This window comes from Aminobacter aminovorans (genome assembly GCF_900445235.1).
GTDB classification, from domain to species: domain Bacteria; phylum Pseudomonadota; class Alphaproteobacteria; order Rhizobiales; family Rhizobiaceae; genus Aminobacter; species Aminobacter aminovorans.
Window position 1 is genome coordinate 50,538 of sequence record NZ_UFSM01000004.1, and the last position, 19,324, is coordinate 69,861.

17 protein-coding genes are annotated in these 19,324 nt (G+C 62.5%); 9 read left to right on the plus strand and 8 right to left on the minus strand.

The genetic code is table 11. From position 1 onward, the window contains the following. Positions 1-301 precede the first annotated feature (301 nt). The 6 genes from DY201_RS27855 (at position 302) to DY201_RS27880 (ending at position 6,404) form a co-directional block, all read left to right on the plus strand. Complete coding sequence (locus DY201_RS27855) at positions 302-1,294, plus strand: ABC transporter substrate-binding protein (protein WP_115734581.1); 993 nt, start codon at positions 302-304, stop codon at positions 1,292-1,294. 64 nt (positions 1,295-1,358) lie between these two features. Further along, positions 1,359-2,132 (plus strand): ABC transporter permease, encoded by a 774-nt coding sequence (locus tag DY201_RS27860; RefSeq protein WP_165916015.1) that lies wholly within the window; start codon positions 1,359-1,361, stop codon positions 2,130-2,132. Positions 2,133-2,219: 87 nt separating this feature from the next. Further along, positions 2,220-3,020: an ABC transporter ATP-binding protein gene (locus tag DY201_RS27865; RefSeq protein ID WP_115734583.1), complete on the plus strand. Its 801-nt coding sequence runs from the start codon at positions 2,220-2,222 to the stop codon at positions 3,018-3,020. A 201-nt stretch (positions 3,021-3,221) separates the two neighbouring features. Further along, complete coding sequence (locus tag DY201_RS27870) at positions 3,222-4,583, plus strand: Re/Si-specific NAD(P)(+) transhydrogenase subunit alpha (protein ID WP_115734584.1); 1,362 nt, start codon at positions 3,222-3,224, stop codon at positions 4,581-4,583. Then, positions 4,580-5,005 carry a proton-translocating transhydrogenase family protein gene (locus DY201_RS27875; protein ID WP_115730839.1) on the plus strand — a complete coding sequence of 142 codons (426 nt, stop codon included), beginning with the start codon at positions 4,580-4,582 and terminating at the stop codon, positions 5,003-5,005. The genes DY201_RS27870 and DY201_RS27875 overlap by 4 nt, the downstream gene beginning before the upstream one ends. Position 5,006: 1 nt before the next feature. Continuing rightward, positions 5,007-6,404 (plus strand): NAD(P)(+) transhydrogenase (Re/Si-specific) subunit beta, encoded by a 1,398-nt coding sequence (locus DY201_RS27880; RefSeq protein ID WP_115730840.1) that lies wholly within the window; start codon positions 5,007-5,009, stop codon positions 6,402-6,404. A gap of 96 nt (positions 6,405-6,500) precedes the next feature. Here DY201_RS27880 and DY201_RS27885 read toward each other — a convergent pair whose 3' ends face one another. The 8 genes from DY201_RS27885 to DY201_RS27920 all read right to left on the minus strand — a co-directional run bounded on the left by DY201_RS27885 (position 6,501) and on the right by DY201_RS27920 (position 15,862). Then, positions 6,501-7,736 (minus strand): phenylacetate--CoA ligase family protein, encoded by a 1,236-nt coding sequence (locus DY201_RS27885; protein ID WP_425358774.1) that lies wholly within the window; start codon positions 7,734-7,736, stop codon positions 6,501-6,503. Between the two features lie 50 nt (positions 7,737-7,786). Then, complete coding sequence (locus DY201_RS27890) at positions 7,787-8,623, minus strand: ABC transporter ATP-binding protein (protein WP_115734586.1); 837 nt, start codon at positions 8,621-8,623, stop codon at positions 7,787-7,789. A 61-nt stretch (positions 8,624-8,684) separates the two neighbouring features. Further along, a complete protein-coding gene (locus DY201_RS27895; protein ID WP_115734587.1) occupies positions 8,685-10,013 on the minus strand; it encodes an ABC transporter substrate-binding protein in 1,329 nt (442 codons plus the stop codon). Between the two features lie 47 nt (positions 10,014-10,060). Beyond that, the gene (locus DY201_RS27900) at positions 10,061-11,137 is read right to left on the minus strand and encodes a branched-chain amino acid ABC transporter permease (protein WP_115734588.1); all 1,077 of its coding nucleotides are present in this window, start codon (positions 11,135-11,137) and stop codon (positions 10,061-10,063) included. Between the two features lie 4 nt (positions 11,138-11,141). Then, positions 11,142-12,116, minus strand: a complete 975-nt coding sequence (locus DY201_RS27905) for a branched-chain amino acid ABC transporter permease (RefSeq protein WP_115734589.1) — start codon at positions 12,114-12,116, stop codon at positions 11,142-11,144. Between the two features lie 102 nt (positions 12,117-12,218). Then, positions 12,219-12,998, minus strand: coding sequence for an ABC transporter ATP-binding protein (locus DY201_RS27910; RefSeq protein WP_115734590.1), 780 nt, complete (start codon positions 12,996-12,998; stop codon positions 12,219-12,221). After that, positions 12,995-14,974, minus strand: a complete 1,980-nt coding sequence (locus tag DY201_RS27915) for an AMP-dependent synthetase/ligase (RefSeq protein ID WP_425358775.1) — start codon at positions 14,972-14,974, stop codon at positions 12,995-12,997. Before DY201_RS27915 ends, DY201_RS27910 begins: the two co-directional genes overlap by 4 nt. A 213-nt stretch (positions 14,975-15,187) precedes the next feature. Further along, a complete protein-coding gene (locus DY201_RS27920; protein ID WP_245432196.1) occupies positions 15,188-15,862 on the minus strand; it encodes a Crp/Fnr family transcriptional regulator in 675 nt (224 codons plus the stop codon). A 502-nt stretch (positions 15,863-16,364) separates the two neighbouring features. Here DY201_RS27920 and DY201_RS27925 point away from each other — a divergent pair. From DY201_RS27925 to DY201_RS27935, 3 genes are all read left to right on the plus strand, one after another. Further along, on the plus strand, positions 16,365-17,051 hold the full coding sequence (locus DY201_RS27925) for an antitoxin Xre/MbcA/ParS-like domain-containing protein (protein ID WP_115734592.1): 687 nt from the start codon (positions 16,365-16,367) through the stop codon (positions 17,049-17,051). 296 nt (positions 17,052-17,347) lie between these two features. Further along, positions 17,348-18,403, plus strand: coding sequence for a porin (locus tag DY201_RS27930; protein ID WP_115734593.1), 1,056 nt, complete (start codon positions 17,348-17,350; stop codon positions 18,401-18,403). Between the two features lie 156 nt (positions 18,404-18,559). Next, complete coding sequence (locus tag DY201_RS27935) at positions 18,560-19,324, plus strand: IclR family transcriptional regulator (protein ID WP_115734594.1); 765 nt, start codon at positions 18,560-18,562, stop codon at positions 19,322-19,324.

The window sequence follows — 19,324 nt, forward strand, 5'->3', positions numbered from 1 at the left end:
ATTGAACTGTGATCGCGCTCGCCCGGCAATGGGCGGGGTTGCGTCGTCTCGACGCGTGGTGAATCCGCCAGCAATTTCCGATGCTTGCCGCAGCGGCAGGGATTGCCGGTCGAAGCATCGGTCGGACACGTAAATTCGCGCTTCGCCAGTTCCGATTCATCGCTTGACAATCATGAAATGTGATCACACTATGAGATCAAGAATGAGGTTTGAGAGCGAAAGCTGTCGCGCCTCGTTCCGGGGAGAGGCAGGCCTTCGGGCCATAGGGGCGCCGGCATGGTGCTCGTTAGGGAGGAGAGAAATGTTGTACGCCACAGGTCTCATTCGCGGCACGGCGCTCATCGCCACGGCTGCTGTCGCCACCGTTCTTGCCAGTCACAGCGCCATGGCGGAAGACGTCAACGTCCGCTTCAGCTGGAAGCTGAAGGGCGAGTATGGCTTCTTCTATCTCGGTGAGAAGAAGGGTCTCTACAAGGATGCCGGCGTGACGCTGAAGCTCGGCGAAGGCGCCGGCTCGCAGGCGGCACTCGGTTCGCTGATCCAGGGCCAGGAAGACGCCGTCATTCTGCCCGGCATCTTTGCCATCTCGGCGATCCAGAAGGGCATGCCGGTCAAGATTATCGCGCTCTACCAGCCGGAGTCGCCGATCGCGCTGATCTCGCATCCTGACAAGGCGGTGACGACCCCGAAGGATCTCGAAGGCAAGACCATTGCGCACGCCGTCGGCGAGACAGGCACTTCCTATCTCGGCGCCTTCTGCGAGATCAACCAGATCGATTGCAGCAAGGTTTCCAAGGTCCAGATGGACTCGCAATCGCGCGTGCCGCAGTTCCTGCAGAAGCAGGTCGACGTCGTTAGCGTCTACAAGACCAACGATCTGCCCGTACTCGAAGACAAGACCGGCACCAAGTTCCCGACCCTTGACCTGACCGAATTCGGCCTGGCAGTGCCGGGCATGGCGGTTGTCGCCAGCGATGATGGCATCGCCAAGAAGGGCCCGGCTCTCCGGAGCTTCCTCGCCGCCAACGCCAAGGCGATCGAGATGACGAAAGCCGATCCGGCTGCCGCCACTGCAGCGCTCAAGGCCGTCTGGCAGGCGGGTCCGTCCGACAAGGTGGTGCAACAGCAGATCGAGGCAACCTCGGCATCGATCCATTCGCCAGCCGGCACACCGATCGGCCACATCGATGAGAAGGCGATTGCCGACGCCATCAAGCTGATCGGCAGCGTCGAGGAAATCGGCGACGCCAAGCCGATGTCGTCCTTTTATACCAATGAACTTCTGACGCAGTGAGGCTACGGTGGCGAGCACGGATGTAATCGGCGCCGCTCGGGCGCAGAAGAAGCAAGGCAAGGGCATGAGCAGGAAAAAATCACGTGGGCCATGGCTGGAACGCTATTCGGCGCTGATCCTGGCGGTTGTGCTGCTTGGCGCCTGGCAGGTGCTGGTCCCGCTTTCCGGGCTTTCGGAGTTCGTTCTGCCGACGCCGCTGGCAATCGCCACGCGGATCGTCAACGAGATCCCTCTGCTCGCCACCCACGCCTATGTCACGCTGTTCGAAGTCGTCGCAGGCTTTGCCATGGCCGTGCTGATCGGCATCCCGCTGGCGCTGGCGATCTTTTATTCCAGGGCTTTCGAGCGTGCGATCTACCCGATCCTGGTGGCACTGCAGACGGTGCCCAAGGTGGCGCTGGCGCCGCTGCTTGTGCTTTATCTCGGCTATGGCTGGGCGCCCAAGATCACGCTGGCCTTCCTGATCTCGTTCTTCCCGATCGTCATCTCGACGGTTGTCGGCCTGCAGTCGCTCGACAAGAACCTGGTCAACCTGGTCCGCTCGATGGGCGCCAGCGAATGGCAGACCTTCTTCAAGGTCCGTCTGCCGGCAGCTCTGCCCAACATCTTCGGCGGCTTCAAGGTTGCGGTGTCGCTGGCGGTCATCGGTGCAGTCATCGGCGAATATGTCGCTGCCGAACGTGGCCTCGGCTATCTGCAGCTTCAAGCCAACTCGCTGTTCGACACGACGCTCAACTTCGCCACCGTGGTGACGATTTCCGGGCTTGGCGTGATGCTTTACTTCATCATCGACACCATCGAAGCCCGCGTCACCTATAAGCGCGACGCCGCCAAGTAGCCAGGCCGCCAAATAGCCAGGCCGCAAGTAAATCAGCCGGCCGCTTGTGCGGCCGAGCAACGACAACAGGTTCAGTGAGGCAATCCCATGAGTGCCACTACCCAGATGGGCGCGGCGGTCGACATTTCGCGGCTTTCCAAAATCTACAAGACACGCGAGGACGACGACGTCCTTGCTCTCGACAAGATCGATCTCAAGATCGAGCCCGGCAGCTTCGTTGCCGTCGTCGGACCCAGCGGTTGCGGCAAGAGCACGCTGCTCTCGCTTCTCGCGGGCCTGACGCCTGCCTCGACCGGCAGCATCGCCATCGACGGCGACGGCGTCAGCAGGCCGCACCCGAAGACCGGCGTGGTCTTCCAGTCCGATCTTCTGCTCTACTGGCGCACCGTGCTCGACAACATCTTGCTGCCGATCGAGATCAAGAAGCTCGACGTCGCCAAGTACCGTGCCCGCGCCGAGGAACTGCTTGCCCAGGTTGGGCTCGAAGGCTTCGGCAACAAATATCCCTCCGAGCTTTCCGGCGGCATGCGCCAGCGCGTGGCGATCTGCCGGGCGCTGATCCAGGAGCCGGGCCTGCTGCTGATGGACGAGCCCTTCGGCGCGCTCGACGCACTGACCCGTGAACAGATGATCATGGATTTGCAGTCGATGTGGCTGCGCCTGCGCAACACGGTGCTGTTCATCACTCACGGCATCGACGAGGCCGTGTTCCTCGCCGACCGCGTCCTGGTGATGTCGCCCCGTCCGGGCCGCGTCGACCTCGACCTCAAGATCGACCTGCCCAGGCCTCGTTTGTGGAGCAAGACCCACGAGGACAAGGAATACCACGCCTATGTCCGGCAGATCCGGGCGATCTTCGAAGCCAAGGGCATTCTCGTCGCCCACTAGACCAGCAGTCCGAAAATCGGAACCGATTTTCAGGTAGGATCAGGCACGGCCTCAAGGCTTTGCAGCATCCTTGGCGTTCCATTTGGATGCGCGGCTCTCTAGTCGGTTCGGCCGATCCGTCAAATCGGCGAATACTGCAGTAACGGCATCAGCGTCGCCGGGAAATTTCCCGGCGGGCGAACATTTGCGCGGAGACCTCGGATGTCCGGGACGATATTCATACCCAGAGAGCTTGATGAGATTGAGAGCCGTGTGGGGGCTTCACCGGATACGGTGAAACGCCTTGTGGGTCTTGGTTTTGAGGTTGTTGTCGAGACGGGTGCCGGCACCTTGTCGCGCATTCCCGACGCCGATTATGCGGCGGTGGGGGCTGTCATCGGCAAAGCCGGCGATGCCTCGAAAGCCGATGTCGTGCTGAAGGTGCGCCGTCCCTCGGAGGCCGAGGTCAAGGGCTACAAGCCAGGGGCTGCGGTGCTTGCCACCATGGATCCTTATGGCAACGAGGCCGGTGTGGCGGCGATGGCCAAGGCCGGGGTGACGGCGTTTGCCATGGAGTTCATGCCGCGCATCACCCGAGCCCAGGTGATGGACGTTCTGTCGTCGCAGGCAAATCTCGCCGGCTATCAGGCGGTCATCGACGGTGCTTCGGAATATGACCGGGCGCTGCCGATGATGATGACGGCAGCCGGTACTGTTCCTGCGGCCAAAGTGTTCATCATGGGCGTCGGCGTTGCCGGCCTGCAGGCGATCGCCACCGCACGCCGCATGGGCGCGATCGTCACGGCCACCGACGTGCGTCCGGCGGTCAAGGAACAGGTCGCCTCGCTCGGCGCAAAGTTCCTCGCCGTCGAGGACGAGGAGTTCAAGGCAGCGGAGACCGCCGGCGGCTACGCCAAGGAGATGTCCAAGGAGTATCAGGCCAAGCAGGCGGCACTGACCGCCGAGCACATCGCCAAGCAGGACATCGTCATCACCACCGCCCTGATCCCGGGCCGTCCGGCGCCGAAGCTGGTGTCGGCGGCAATGGTCGCCTCGATGAAGCCGGGCTCGGTGCTTGTCGACCTTGCTGTCGAGCGCGGCGGCAATGTCGAGGGTGCGCAAGCCGGCAAGGTGGTGACGACCGCCAATGGCGTGAAGATCGTCGGCCATCTCAACGTGCCGGGCCGGGTCGCTGCGTCCGCCTCGCTGCTTTATGCCAAGAACCTGTTCGCCTTCCTCGAGACCATGGTCGACAAGACAGCAAAGCAGATCGTCATCAATCGCGACGACGAACTGGTCAAGGCCACCATGCTGACCGACGGCGGCAAGATCGTTCACCCCAACTTCGCCAATGCGGCGGCTGCAGCTGCAGTGGACAAGCCAAAGCCTGTTGTGGCCGGCCAGAACCGTGGCGACGACCCGGCGACCGATAGCGCAGCACCTGCCAAGGCTGAGCCGAAGAAGCCGGCCGAAGCCAAAGCGGACAAACCGGCCGCCAAGAAACCAGCCGCCAAGAAATCGGTCGAGAAGAAACCGGTCGAGAAGGCCGCGGCCCAGAAGTCGTCCAAGCAGGGAGACGCATGATGGAAGGTCTTCAGAAAGCCCTCGACCAACTCGACCAGGCGGTTGCCGCCGTCCGGCTCGGTGTCCAGGATCTCGCCACATCAGAAGGTGCGGCGGAAGCCGCCGGCAATGCGGCACATGCCGTCACTGGCGGTGCGGTCGACCCGTTCGTGTTCCGCTTCGCCATCTTCGTTTTGGCGATCTTCGTCGGCTATTACGTCGTCTGGTCGGTGACGCCTGCGCTGCACACGCCTTTGATGGCGGTGACCAACGCGATCTCCTCGGTCATCGTCGTCGGTGCGCTGCTGGCCGTCGGCATCGCCGCCTCCGGCCTTGCCACCGGCTTCGGCTTCGTTGCCCTGGTGCTGGCCTCGGTCAACATCTTCGGCGGCTTCCTCGTCACCCAGCGCATGCTGGCGATGTACAAGAAGAAGGACAAGTGACGTGACCCTGAACCTTGCTTCCTTCCTCTATCTCGTCTCCGGCATCCTGTTCATCCTGGCGCTGCGCGGCCTGTCGCATCCGACCACCAGCCGCAAGGGCAACACCTACGGCATGGTCGGCATGGGCATCGCCATCGTGACCACGCTGGCGCTGGCCAAGCCCTCTGCCACCGGCCTCGGCCTGATCGTGCTCGGCCTCGCCATCGGCGGCGGTGTCGGTGCGGTCACCGCCCGCCGCATCGCCATGACCTCGATGCCGCAGCTTGTCGCTGCCTTCCACAGCCTCGTCGGCATGGCCGCCGTGATGGTCGCAGCCGCAGCCATCTATGCACCGGAAAGCTTCGGCATCGGTGCCGTCGGCGCCATCCACGGCCAGGCGCTTGTCGAGATGAGCCTTGGCGTTGCCATCGGCGCCATCACGTTTACCGGCTCGGTCATCGCCTTCCTCAAGCTCGATGGCCGCATGTCGGGCAAGCCGATCATGCTGCCGGCCCGTCACCTGATCAACGCAGCGCTCGGCATCGGCCTGGTCGTGCTGATCGTGCTGTTGGTCACCACCCAGTCGACCACCATCTTCTGGCTGATCGTGGCGCTGTCGCTTGCGCTGGGCGTGCTCTTGATCATCCCGATCGGCGGCGCCGACATGCCTGTCGTGGTGTCGATGCTCAACTCCTATTCGGGCTGGGCGGCAGCGGCACTCGGCTTCACGCTGGGCAATCTCGCGCTGATCATCACCGGTGCGCTGGTCGGCTCCTCGGGTGCGATCCTGTCCTACATCATGTGCAAGGGCATGAACCGCTCGTTCATCTCGGTCATATTAGGCGGCTTCGGCGGCGAGACGGCGGCGGCTGTCGACGACGGCATCCAGCGCACGGTCAAGACAGGTGCTGCCGACGACGCAGCGTACCTCATGATGAACGCCCAGAAGGTCATCATCGTGCCGGGCTACGGCATGGCTGTGGCCCAGGCCCAGCATGCGCTGCGCGAGATGGCCGACAAGCTCAAGGCCAATGGCGTGGAAGTCAAATACGCCATCCACCCGGTTGCCGGCCGCATGCCCGGTCACATGAACGTGCTGCTTGCCGAGGCCAATGTGCCTTATGACGAGGTCTTCGAACTGGAAGACATCAACTCGGAGTTCTCGCAGGCCGACGTCGCTTATGTCATCGGCGCCAACGACGTCACCAACCCGTCGGCGCGTGACGACAAGAGCTCGCCGATCTACGGCATGCCGATCCTCGACGTCGACAAGGCCCGCACCTGCCTGTTCGTCAAGCGCTCACTCGGCTCCGGCTATGCCGGCATCGACAACACGCTGTTCTACAAGGACGGCACCATGATGCTGCTCGGCGACGCAAAGAAGATGACCGAAGAAATCGTCAAGGCCATGGATCACTGAGCCAAAGGTTCACCCATCCACCGCGACAAACAAAAGCCCGGCAGAGCCCGGGCTTCTTTCTACAGACGGCGGTTGCTGGCGAGCTTCTGCCGTGGATTATTCGACCGGCCGCTCGTCGGCGATGACCTTGCCGTCATTGGGCAGGACGCCGGGCGCGACGATCTCGACGCCGCCGCGCATCTTGGTCGCAGCCTGCAAGGCTGCTTCGAGTTCCGCCTGCAGTTCGCCACCGGTTGAGCTGGCTTCTGCTTTCAGCAGCATGACGTCCTGCTCCGCCTCGCGGCTGACGACGAGGCGAAGGCGGCCAAGCGCCGGGAATTTCCGGCTGATCGCTGCGATCTGGGCCGGGTCGACGAACATGCCCTTGACCTTGGTGCGCTGGTCGGCGCGGCCCATCCAGCCGGCGAGCCGCATGTTGGTGCGGCCGCAGGCGCTCGGGCCTGGCAGCACACGCGACAGGTCGCCGGTGCCGAAACGCAGCAGCGGGTATTCTGGGCTCAGCCGGGTAACCACAACCTCGCCGACCTCGCCATGAGCGACTGCCTCGCCAGTGCCCGGACGCACGATCTCGACGATCAGGCCCTCATTGACGACGAGGCCCGAGCGCGCTGTCGTTTCATAGGCGGCTACGCCGAGCTCGGCGGTGGCGTAAGCCTGATAGGCGTCGATGCCGGCGCTGGCGATTTCCTGCTGCAGCGAAGCCGGAAACGCAGCGCCGGAAACCAGCGCATGGCGGAACGGGCTGGCAGTTCCTGATGCCGTCATGCGGTCGAGCAGGATCTTGAGAAAATCCGGCGTGCCGATGTAGCCTGTCGGCTTCAGTACCGTGATCGCTTCGACCTGTTGCTCGGTGTTGCCGACCCCGGCCGGGATCACCGCGCAGCCAAGCGCGTGCGCGCCTGCTTCCATCATGTGCCCACCCGGCGTCAGGTGATAGCTGAAGGCGTTGTGGACGACGTCTTCCCTGCGCATCCCAGAGGCAAACAGGGCGCGCGCTGAGCCCCACCAGTCGTCGCCGCGGCCCTCGGGATCGAAGATCGGCCCGGGGGACACGAGCAAGCGCTTGAGTGCGCCGGGCCTGGTGGGGGTGAGTCCGGCGAAGGGTGGGTTCTCTGCCTGCAGGACAAGCAGCTCGCTTTTGCGGATGACCGGCACCTGCTGCAGGGCTGCGCGATCGACGAGGCCGTCCAAGGCAACGGCCTCGAGTTGCTGGCGCAAGGCCGGCGTGGCGTGCAGCGCGCCTTCGAGAAGCGAACGCAGTCGGGCAAAAAGTGCCGCCTCGCGGGCGGCCGGATCCTGGGTTTCCCCGGCATCGTAATGTGCGTTCGTCACCATGGTTCACCTGGAGTTTGAACAAGGGGCAGGGCGCTGTCCGGAACAGGTCACGCCAGCCAGCGCTTGCGCCGCTTGTAGCTCTTGACCTCGCGGAACGACTTGCGACCCTCGCCGCCAATGCCGAGATAGAATTCCTTGACGTCTTCGTTGTCGCGCAGGGAAGCGGCGTCACCATCCATGACGATGCGGCCAGTCTCCATGATGTAGCCGTAGGTGGCGTATTTCAGCGCCATGTTGGTGTTTTGCTCGGCCACCAGGAACGACACGCCCTGCTTGCTGTTCAGATCCTTCACGATCTCGAAGATCTCGTCGACGACCTGCGGCGCCAACCCCATCGACGGCTCGTCGAGCAGGATCATCTTGGGCCGACTCATCATGGCGCGGCCGATGGCGCACATCTGCTGCTCGCCGCCCGAGGTATAGCCGGCCATCGACGAGCGGCGCTGCTTCAGCCGCGGAAAATAGTCGTAGATCATGTCGAGATCGTCGCGGATGGCACGGTTGCCGTCGCGACGCGTGAAGGCGCCGGTGAGCAGGTTTTCCTCGATCGACAGATGGCCGAAGCAGTGCCGGCCCTCCATCACCTGAATGCAGCCGCGCCGCACCAGTTCGTTCGGGCTGAGCCGGTCGACACGGTCGCCGTCGAACTCGATCGAGCCCTTGGTGACTTCACCGCGCTCCGCCCTGAGCAGGTTGGAGATCGCCTTAAGCGTGGTGGTCTTGCCGGCGCCGTTGGCACCGAGGATGGCGACGATGCCGCCCTTCGGCACATCAAGCGACACGCCCTTGAGGACGAGGATGACGTGATCGTAGATCACCTCGATGTTGTTGACCGTCAGTATCGGCCGGGCCGGCTCTACCGCTTTGGAAGCATGTTCAGACATCAGCAAGTTCCGGGGCATCGTCCCTTCCCCATCAGGGGAAGGGACTGGGTTCAGGGTAGCCTCAGGAGGCGTCGCAGGCCTCGGAACGGGCCGGCCATGGCGCGTTCTTTTCGGCATAGGCCTTGGCATCGGCATCGAGCAACGGACCGACCTTGTCGCTCAGCGGCGCGATGTAGTCGGACACCTTCTCGTAGGTGGTGCCATTCCAGCTCTGGACGAAGGTTGAGAAGTGGCCGTTGTGATCAGCGCAGGAGAGCTTGACCGCACCGGTGAAGCCCTCGAGGCCGATTTCCTTGAGCCGCGCCTCGTCGATGTTGAGGCCTTCCAGGCCGCGTCGTACGTCCTCGCCGGTGACCACCTTGTTGCCGGTGATTTCCTGGGCTCTGCGAATCGCCTCGGCAATCAGCATCGAATTGTAGATGCCGCGGTTGTAGAGAACCTGGCCGACCTTGTCCTTGCCCGAGACCTGGCTCTTGCCGGCGTCGACGACGTGCTTCTGGATATCGGCAAGCAGCGGGAAGTCTGCGCCCACGGCATGCCAGTTCAGCGTCTTGAAGCCCTTGGCGCCATCGCCGGCGCCCTTGGCGTCATCCTCGCTTGGCCACCAGATCGAGATGAACTTCTCCATCGGGTAGTTGGTCTTCACCGCTTCCTTGACGGCGGTGGCGTTGAGCGCGCCCCAGCCATAGAGGATCATGTAGTCAGGCTTGTCGCGGCGGACGCTCAGCCATTGCGACGACTGGTTCTGCATGTCGGCGGCTGCAACCGGATACAGCTTGGCTTCGAAGCCGAGTTCCTTCGACAGCTGCTCGATCAGCGGCAGCGGCTCGCGGCCGAAGCTGGCGTCGAGATAGATGTAGCCGATCTTCTTGCCCTTGAGCTTCTCTATGCCGCCGCCTTCCTGCGTCGCGATGTATTGCAGGATCTGGGTGAAGCCGTCCCAGTAGGTCGCCGGCGGGTTGAATATCCAGGGGAAGGTGTCGCCCTTGGCCGAGGCCGACAAGCCGTAGGCCATCGACAGCACGGGAATCTTGTCCACGGCTGCCTTGGGGATCAGCGGCAGGGTGATGCCGGTCGACCACGGATTGACGATGACCGGCTTCTTGGGCTTCACCGATTCATAACATTCGAGGCCCTTCTTGGTGTCGTAGCCGGTCTCGCATTCCTCGACGATCAGCTTGACGCCGCCGATGCCGCCGTCGCGCTCGTTGAGTAGTGTCAGGTAGTCGTGCATGCCGTTGGCGATCGGCGTGCCGGAGCCGGCGAACGGGCCGGTGCGGTAGGTGAACAGCGGCACGTAGATCGAGTCCTCGGCCTGCGCGTCGTGGACGGCGGGCAAGGTCAGCACTGCTGTTGCGGAAAGTGCGTATAACCAGTTCTTGAGTGACATGACGTTCTCCTCCCTACTTGTTTGCATTTCCGTCTTGTGGGCAGCCCCTAGTAAGGGAAGGGCCACACACGAAGCTTCTGCTTGGCGATCTGCCAGAGCCGCGCGAGGCCGTGCGGTTCGACGATCAGGAAAAAGATGATGAGGGCGCCGACGATCAGATAGGTCAGGTGCTCCACGGTCGCGGCGGCGATCGGCAGGCCGAGCGCCTCGGGGAGCCCGCGGATGATGATCGGCAGGATATGGATCAGGGCGGCGCCGAAGAAGCTGCCGATCATCGAGCCGAGGCCGCCGATGATGACCATGAACAAAAGCAGGAACGACAGCTTGATGTCGAAGGCCGATGGTTCGGCGGCACCGAGCCACAGGAACACCATCAGCGCGCCCGAGACGCCGCAATAGAAGGATGACACTGCGAAGGCCAACAGCTTTGCCGGCAGCAGGCGGATGCCCATCAGCTGGGCCGCGATGTCCATGTCGCGCACCGCCATCCAGGTGCGGCCGATCCGGCCGTGAACGATGTTGGAGGCAAGCAGGGTCATGACCACGACGATGACGAGCACGACCAGGTAGCGCGTCACCGGTGTGGCCGACGGGCCAGTGATGGCGAGGCCGAACAAAGTACGCGCCGGCACCTCGATCGCCCCTGACGGGTTGTCGTTGTAGAGCCAGCTGATGCGCACGAAGCACCATTGCAGGAAGAACTGCGCGGCCAGCGTCGCGACCGCAAGATAGAAGCCCTTGATGCGCAGCGACGGCAGCCCGAACAGCACGCCGATGCCAGCTGCGAAGAAGCCCGAGCAGAGGATCCAGACCAGGATGTTGACGCCTGGAAAGATTGTCGAAAGCTTGTAGGCCGCATAGGCGCCGACGCCCATGAAGGCGGCCGAGCCGAGGGACAAAAGTCCGGTGTAGCCGACGAGGATGTTGAGCCCGATCGCGCCGAGCGACAGGATCAGGAACGGCACCATCACCGAGGCGAGCAGGAACTCGTTGCCGAACAGCGGCACGACGACGAAGGCAACGAGCAGGATGGCGGCCAGGCCGAGCCTGTCCTGCAGGATCGGGAACACCGCCTGGTCGGCCGCGTAGCTTTGCTTGAACTGGCCTGTTTCGCGATAGAACATGGGGTCAGATCCGCTCAATAATCTTGTCGCCGAACAGGCCCTGCGGCCGGTACAGCAGGAACAGAAGTGCAATGGCATAGGCGAACCAGCTCTCGATGCCGCCGCCGAGCAGGGGCCCCCAGTAGAACTCGCCGAGCTTCTCGCCGATGCCGATGATCAGCCCGCCGACGATCGCGCCAGGGACCGAGGTCAGGCCGCCCAGAACCAGCACCGGCAGCGCCTTGAGAGCCACGATCTCCAGCGCGAAGGAGACATCGGAGCGGGCGCCCCACATGATGCCGGTCACCAGCGCGACCAGGCCTGCGGCGAACCAGACGATGACCCAGATCTGGTTGAGCGAAATGCCGACCGAAAGAGCTGCCTTGTGACTGTCGGCTACGGCGCGCAACGCACGGCCGATGCGGGTTTTCTGGAAGAACAAGGCAAGCCCGACGATCATCGCTGACGCGATGACGGCGGCGGCGATGTCGATCTTCTGGAAGCTGACCAGCCCACCGAGCATCTCGACGTCGACCGAACCGCTCGGCAGGAACAGCTCGCTGGCGATCATCTGCTTGGGGTCGCCGCCGAACACCATTTCGCCGAGGCCGATCAGCACATAGGTGATGCCGAAGGTGGCCATGAACAGGATGATGTCGGGCTGATTGACCAGCGGCCGCAGCACCACACGCTCAACCAGCACCGCAAGCACGAACATCACGACCGCGGTCAAAACCAGCGCGACGAACGCGGCAGTGTGGCCAGAGAAGCCTGCGGCCGAGAACTTCTCGTAGAAACCGACGAGGGTGAGCGCCGAAAACACCACCATGATGCCCTGGGCGAAATTGAATACGCCCGACGCCTTGAAGATCAGCACGAAGCCAAGCGCGATCAGCGCGTAGAGCACGCCCGACACCAGTCCCTCCCACAGGGTCTGCACCAGCAGGTCGGGCATCTGCACCATCTGGACGAAGGGGTCGATGAAGATGTTGTAGAGCATCTGTTTCCCCTCAGCCGAACCGGCAGACGGCACGAGCCGGCCAGCGTGTCGTGTGTCTCGTGTTCTTGCGGAACTTCTCTCTTCCACCAGACTGCTGCATGCTCAGTGCCCCACGCCGAGATAGGCTTCGATGACCTTCGGGTCGGCCTTGACCACGTCGGGCGTGCCGTCGGCGATCTTGTGCCCGTATTCGAGCACCACCACGCGATCGGACAGGTCCATCACCACGCCCATGTCGTGTTCGATGAGAGCGATGGTGGTGCCGAAATGTTTGTTGAGGTCGAGGATGTAGCGGCACATGTCCTCCTTCTCCTCGATGTTCATGCCGGCCATCGGCTCGTCGAGCAGCAGCAGTTCCGGTTCCATCGCAAGCGCCCGGCCAAGCTCGACGCGCTTCTGCAGGCCGTAGGGCAGCTTGCCCACCGGCGTCTTGCGGATCGACTCGATCTGCAGAAAGTCGATGATGTCCTCGACCACGCGCCGGTGCTCGATCTCCTCTCGCATCGCCGGCCCGTAGCGCAGCATCTGCCAGAAGAGCCCGCGGTGCATCTTCAGTGTGCGGCCGACCATGATGTTGTCGAGCGTGGTCATGCCGCGGAACAAGGCCACGTTCTGGAAGGTGCGGGCGATACCCTGGCTCGCGGCCTGGTAGGGCCGCATGCGCGGACGGGTCTTGCCCTTGTAGGTGATGCGGCCGTGCTGGGGGTGATAGAAGCCGTTGACGACGTTCAGCATTGAGGTCTTGCCGGCGCCGTTGGGACCGATGATGGCGCGGATCTCGCCCTTGCGGATGTCGAATGAGACGTCGGTGATGGCCTTTACGCCGCCGAACGACAACGACACACCGTCTACCGCCAGCAGTGTTTCCGATGTCGCGGTCATGCGGCGGCCTCAAGCTTTGTGGCTGGCATGGCCTTGGCGTCGGCAATGCGGACGCGGGCAGAGATCACGCCCTTGCGACCGTCCTCGAAGGTCACTTCGGTAGAGATGTCGGCAGCTTCGGCACCGCTGTAGAGCGCGTCGACAAGCGGCTTGTAGCGTTCGGCTATGAAGCCGCGCCGGACCTTCTGGGTACGGGTCATCTCGCCATCGTCGGCGTCGAGTTCCTTGTGCAGGATCAGGAAGCGATGGATCTGGGCGGCTGCCATGCGCGGCTCGGCGGCGAGTGCCCGGTTTACCTCGGCAACGTGCTCGATGAACATCGCATAGACCTCCGGCCGTTGCGCCAGTTCCTGGTACGAGCCATAGGCGATGTTCTTGCGCTCCGCCCAGTTGCCGACCGCCGTGAGGTCGATGTTGAGCATCACGGTGACGAAGTCGCGGTCCTGGCCGAAGGCCACGGCTTCCTTGATGTTGGGGAAGAATTTCAGCTTGTTTTCGATATATTTCGGCGCAAACAGCGCACCCGACCTCAGCTTGCCGACATCCTTGGCCCGGTCGATGATGTTGAGGTGGCCGTCGGGGTCGAAGAAGCCGGCATCGCCTGTTTTCACATAGCCGTCTGATGTCACCGTCTCCGCCGTCTTCTCCGCATCCTTGTAGTAGCCGACGAACTGGCCGGGCGAACGGTAGAGCACCTCGCCGTCGTCGGTGATGCGGATGTCGACATTGGGTGTTGCCGGCCCGACCGTGCCCGCACGGATCTGCCCGTCCGGCTGCGCGGTCACATAGAGGAATGCTTCGGTCTGGCCATAGAGCTGCTTCAGATTGAGGCCGAGCGAGCGATAGAACGAAAACAGATCCGGGCCGATCGCCTCGCCGGCTGTGTAGGCGACCCGGATACGAGAGAAGCCGAGCACGTTCTTCAGCGGCGCGTAGACCAGCAGGTTGCCGATGGCGTAGCCAAGGCGGGCGCCGAGCGGGACCTGCCTGCCGTCGAGGATCTGTTCGCCCCAGCGCTTGGCGACACCGATGAAGTAGTTGAACATTGCGCGCTTCAGCGCGCCGGCATCTTCCATGCGGATGGTGATCCGCGTCAGCAGGGTTTCGAACACGCGTGGCGGCGCGAAATAGAAACTCGGCCCGATCTCCTGGGTATCGGCCTCGGCCGTCTCGCGGCTTTCGGGGCAGGCGATGCAGAAACCTGCGACCAGCGACTGCGCATAGTTGAGATAGTGATCGCCGACCCAGGCCAAGGGCAGGTAGGCAAGTACCTCGTCGCGGTCGGTCAGCTTGTCGAAGGTCACGGTATCGCGCGCTGCCGCAATCGAGCCGCCGGCGGTCAGGAGCACGCCTTTGGAACGGCCAGTCGTGCCCGAGGTGTAGAGGATGATCGAGATGTCGCTGGCCTGGCCGCGATCGCGCTCGGCGTCGATCGCGGCGGCCACGGCACTGTCGGCTGCCAGCCGGACGCGACCCTGCTCGACGATGTCATGGATAGCGTGGAGCCGGCTGTGATCGTAGTCGCGCAGGCCGCGCGGCTCGTCATAAAGCACGGTGCGGAGCTTGGGCACACGATCTTGGATCGAGATCAGCTTGTCGACCTGCTCCTGGTCCTGCACCGCTGCAAATGCGACGTCGGCATGGTCGAGCACATAGGCCATTTCGTCGGCAACGGCGTCGGCGTAAACGGGCACGGGGATGGCGCCCAGCCACTGCGCCGCGAGAATGGTCCAGTACATGGCCGGCCGGTTCTGGCCGATGACGGCGATCGTCGCGCCGCGCTGGAGACCCAACTGCTGCAGGCCTGCTGCGTAAGCGCGAATTGTTTCGGCCAGTTCGCTCCAGCTCCATGTGCGCCAGATGCCGAGGTCTTTGTGCCGCATCGCCGGGCGGTCTGGCCGCACCTGTGCGTGCTCGCACAAAAGCTTGGCAAACGTGTCGCGTTCGCGCGTCTCGCTCCCTTGTGCCAAAGGCACGCCTCCCGTTTCGTTCCCTCGTAGGTCGCCGGGTCTTCCCGGTCGTTGCAGTGAGGCTCGCAACCTTGGCAGGCTTTTTCAAGGGCTGGCTTGACAGACAGGCCGCCAATGTTCAGTCTTGGCTACCGGCCTTGTGTGTCCGCGGCAGAAAAACTCCACTAAATCATTGAATTCATTGATGGCATGTGCCGGACGCCAGTCGTGCGAGGAGCGCTATTCGCCGTAGCTGCGCAGCTTTTCCAGATCCAGGATCGTCACGCCGCCACCCTCGTTGCGGAGCAAACCGGCCTTTTCCAGTTCCTGCAGGATCCGGTTGGCGACAGGCCGCGACACGCCGGCCAGCAAACCGATCTCCTCCTGGCTGATGTCGATATGGGAGCCGACGAAGGGGCTGATCACCGGATTGAACAGGGAAGCGAGGCTGCGCGCCACCTTGCCGGTCGAGTCGAGCGTACGGTCATGCTCGACCTGCGCAATGAACTGCCCGAGCCGTTCGTTGATGAGCCGGACAAGCAGCCGGTCGAATGCGACGCTGTTTTCGAACAGCCAGAAAAATGTCGCGCGATTGAGAAGCGCCACCTGCGTGCGGCGCAAGGCCAGCACGTCATACTGCCGCGGCTCGTCCTTAAGCAGCGACCCCTCGCCGAACCAGCAGCTCGGCGGCAGGCCGGCATAGGTCACCGCCTTGCCCGATGTGGTGATCGAGCCCAGCCGCAACAGGCCGCTGACCACACCGATCCAGTTGTCGATGCGATCACCGCGATGGATGAAATAGGTCCCCGGTTCAAGGATGCGCAGCATGATGCCGCGCCGCGCACGCTCGCGCTCATCCTCCGGCAGTTCCCGCGCCCAGAATACCGAGGCCAGAAATTGCTCCGGGCTTATCACGCGCGCTCCCACTCTTCATGACGAGGTCGTGCGTACCATGTCTTTGGCGCGCTCGCCATGCCGTGAGACTTGCCAGCAGCTACCCCAAACACAGGTTGCTGCCCATTCCCTTGGGGAATGTGAGCGGGCGCTCAAGGAATGACAGGGACATCGTCCGGATCGACTATGCCAACCGTGCGGAAGTCATTGTAGGCATGATCCGCCTCGGCATCGAGTGGACAAAGATGCCAGGCCGAGCAGCCCGACCGTGGAGGAGCCCCCTAGGGGAGCGGATCGAGGCGCAGATCGCATCGGGGGGAGGGTGTCGATGAACGCTGTCTTGCATGCATGTGGCCGACAAACGGGCCCGGCACTGCGTGCCGCTGCCGGCATTGGCCGGTGTTGAGCCGGCTTCGCTGACCGCCGGTCGGTCCGCGGGACCAACTTCGCGAAAAGCGACAGCGCCCCAAGATTGGATCTTCAGCTTGATGCTACCTTTTGCATTGGCAAGGATTAATTGGAAATGGTCGAAGATATTCATGCGCATGGAATAACACTTGTCAACAAATACACCGAATTCTTCTTCAGCGAACTGAAGAACATACTCGCAGTTGATGGTGACAATTCTGGATGGCCGGAGCGGCAGCGGAGATCGCGCGATGCTGTGGCTTGCCCGGCGGCGGCGCAATTGCCGAGCAGCATATCGCCCGAGCTGCCTGACCTTGCCTCGCAATTTATCCGAGCCCTGGCTGTCGAAGCGTCGCGCCAGTGCCTGGCAAATGAGGGCGGCGATCCCGGGCTACTGGCGCAGCCGTCAACCTTGTCGACGCGGCAAGGCCAAATCCGTGGTGGTGACCTCGACTCCATGACCATTGAGGAGTGGGCAGGCCGCGTGGCGGGGGCTACCTATCTGGAAGAGAACCTCCGCATACCACGATCCACCTTGCACCGTTGGTTCCGTTGCAACGAGGTCATCGCGTTGCGAAAGGGCAGGCAGCGTCACGTATTTCCCCTGGCGCAATTCGTCGATGGAAGGCCGGCTTCCGGCATTCGTGACGTGCTGGCGCATATCACCCATCCGCGGTTGGCCTGGCACTGGATGATCCATCCCTCGCCGGTGCTTAACGGTAGGACTCCGATCGATTTGCTCAAGCAGGATTTGGTTGGCGACGTCGTTTCGGCGGCGAAAGAACACTCGCTGGCCTCCTAGGGAGAACGTGGTCGCCAGCTTTTTGCATGTAATAGTAACGTCCCATTTGTGCAAGATGTGTTTAATGTTTCATTTGTTCAGTATTGTTGTTGTTTTTATATCACTAAGAAACTAGATTCATCGGAAATTTGAGGTAACGGCTAAATTTGATGTTTATCAATCCGATCATATAGCGATATTCAGGCTGGCCGGAAGCGGAATATCAAAAACTGTTTCTGGGGGATCGGCGCTGAATGTGCTTTCAATATAAGGAAGTACTCTGTGCCATTTGAATTAATTCTACTGGAGGTTGGATAATGAATATCAAGAGCATTCTTCTCGGCTCTGCTGCGGCTCTGCTTGCAGTCTCTGGCGCCCGTGCGGCCGACGCTGTCGTCGTCGCCGAGCCGGAACCGATGGAATATGTCCGTATCTGCGACGTTTACGGCGCGGGCTTCTACTACATCCCCGGCACCGAGACCTGCCTCAAGGTAGGCGGCCTGGTTCGCTACCAGATCGACTGGAAGGACACGGACGACGGCTGGAAGAAGTATTCGGCAGCGCGCCTCAAGCTCGACGCACGCTCGGAAACCGAATACGGCACCTTCCGCCGCTACATCGAACTGCATTGGCAGAATGACGGCGGCGCGTATGGTACCACCTCGACCACGCCGAGGCCGTACACCGACGCGACCGACATGTGGATCCGCTATGCCTACTTCGAGGTCGGTGGCCTGATGATCGGCCGCAACGACACGCTGTTCGACGGCGGCGTCGACGGCGAGTTCGACAAGGGCGGCGGCACCTTCATCAACCAGATCCGCTACACCTTCGACGCCGGCAACGGCATTGCAGTGTCGGTCGGCCTGGAAGAAGAAGACAACAATTTCGACTATGTGCCGCTGGTGACCGGTAAGGTCTCGATCGCCCAGGGCTGGGGTTCGGTCAACCTCTACGCCGCTTATGACGATCGCTTCTCCGAGTTCGCTCTGAAGGGCATTGTCAACGTCAAGGCAACCGATGCCCTGACGCTCCAGGCAATCGCGACTTATGAATCCGGTGCGACCTGGCTTGGCCTGCTGGCGCCCTACTCGGGCTACGACTGGTCGATCGGCGGCTATGTGAAGTACCAGGTCAACGAAAGTCTGTCGGTTGGCGCCGGCGGCCAGTATTTCGGTGATCGTCACTATGGCGACTTCGTCACCGGCCAGACCGTCGACCTGAACGCCAACGACTGGGCCATCGGCGCCGTTATCGACTACAAGATCGTCGAGAACCTGAACGCCAAGCTGGCCCTCAACTACAACGATGGCGACAGCTATCCGGTCGACGGCTCGTTCTCGGGCTTCCTGCGTCTCGACGCTTCGTTCTGATCTGCTGAACTGATCTTGGCAAACCCGGCTTCCAGTCGCCGGGTTTGTCTTTTTCCGCCGACGAACCCAAGGAATTTCAGGTCGGCTGTCTCGAATTTCGTGAATACTTCTTGCTATGCGTGACATATAACAGGCCATGCGCAGCGGAAGAACAGCATGAGACGGTCGAACCAGGACAATGACGACGAGCAAGGATCCTCGTCAACGGTAAAAAGCGTCGAGGTTGCGGTGCAGATTCTCGATGCACTGGCCGACGCGCCGGGTCCGGTGCGCGTGACCGAACTCGCTCGCTCGCTCGACATGACCAAGGCAAGGGTGTCCAGGCACCTGCAGACGCTGACCAGGCTTGGTCTCGTCGACCATGCCCGGGAGGGTGAGGGTTACGTCTTCGGCCGCAAGCTGTTCAAATTCGGACGAGCCGCCGTCTACCGCAGCAATGTCGTCGAGATCGCGCGGCCTTATCTCAATGAACTGTGTGCGCAGACGGGTCATACCGCCTTGCTGACGACGCCGATCAAGGGCGGCGCGATGGTGGTACACGCGGTGCCCAATCCGTTCGAGCCGGGTATCATGGTGCAGCCCGGCATGGTGCTGAGCTTGCCGGGATCGCCGGCAGCCCGGCTGTTTTATTATTTCGAGAACAAGAAGCCGGTGCCGCCGCGGGTGGTCGAGAACCTGACGGCTTATGGGGTCGATTTCGAGACCGACACGCGCGGCAACGGGCTTGGCGGCATCGCCGCGCCGATCTTTGAGGCCGACGGCCAGATCTGTGCCGCGCTGGGTGTCATCCTGTCGTCGTCGCTGCTGGTGCCCGAGCCCGATGTCCAATTGCTTGCGACCGTGAGATCGGTCGCCAGCGAAATCCAGAAGCGCTACGCCGACGGCGTCAACCCGCCTCTGATGCCCAAGCAAGCAAGCTGA

What these genes read in the sequence shown, in the direction of transcription:
- DY201_RS27855 (WP_115734581.1), top strand. Translation starts at nt 302, where the DNA reads ATGTTGTACGCCACAGGTCTCATTCGCGGCACGGCGCTCATCGCCACG.
- DY201_RS27860 (WP_165916015.1), top strand. Translation starts at nt 1,359, where the DNA reads ATGAGCAGGAAAAAATCACGTGGGCCATGGCTGGAACGCTATTCGGCG.
- DY201_RS27865 (WP_115734583.1), top strand. Translation starts at nt 2,220, where the DNA reads ATGAGTGCCACTACCCAGATGGGCGCGGCGGTCGACATTTCGCGGCTT.
- DY201_RS27870 (WP_115734584.1), top strand. Translation starts at nt 3,222, where the DNA reads ATGTCCGGGACGATATTCATACCCAGAGAGCTTGATGAGATTGAGAGC.
- DY201_RS27875 (WP_115730839.1), top strand. Translation starts at nt 4,580, where the DNA reads ATGATGGAAGGTCTTCAGAAAGCCCTCGACCAACTCGACCAGGCGGTT.
- DY201_RS27890 (WP_115734586.1), bottom strand. Translation starts at nt 8,623, where the DNA reads ATGTCTGAACATGCTTCCAAAGCGGTAGAGCCGGCCCGGCCGATACTG.
- DY201_RS27895 (WP_115734587.1), bottom strand. Translation starts at nt 10,013, where the DNA reads ATGTCACTCAAGAACTGGTTATACGCACTTTCCGCAACAGCAGTGCTG.
- DY201_RS27900 (WP_115734588.1), bottom strand. Translation starts at nt 11,137, where the DNA reads ATGTTCTATCGCGAAACAGGCCAGTTCAAGCAAAGCTACGCGGCCGAC.
- DY201_RS27905 (WP_115734589.1), bottom strand. Translation starts at nt 12,116, where the DNA reads ATGCTCTACAACATCTTCATCGACCCCTTCGTCCAGATGGTGCAGATG.
- DY201_RS27910 (WP_115734590.1), bottom strand. Translation starts at nt 12,998, where the DNA reads ATGACCGCGACATCGGAAACACTGCTGGCGGTAGACGGTGTGTCGTTG.
- DY201_RS27925 (WP_115734592.1), top strand. Translation starts at nt 16,365, where the DNA reads ATGGTCGAAGATATTCATGCGCATGGAATAACACTTGTCAACAAATAC.
- DY201_RS27930 (WP_115734593.1), top strand. Translation starts at nt 17,348, where the DNA reads ATGAATATCAAGAGCATTCTTCTCGGCTCTGCTGCGGCTCTGCTTGCA.
- DY201_RS27935 (WP_115734594.1), top strand. Translation starts at nt 18,560, where the DNA reads ATGAGACGGTCGAACCAGGACAATGACGACGAGCAAGGATCCTCGTCA.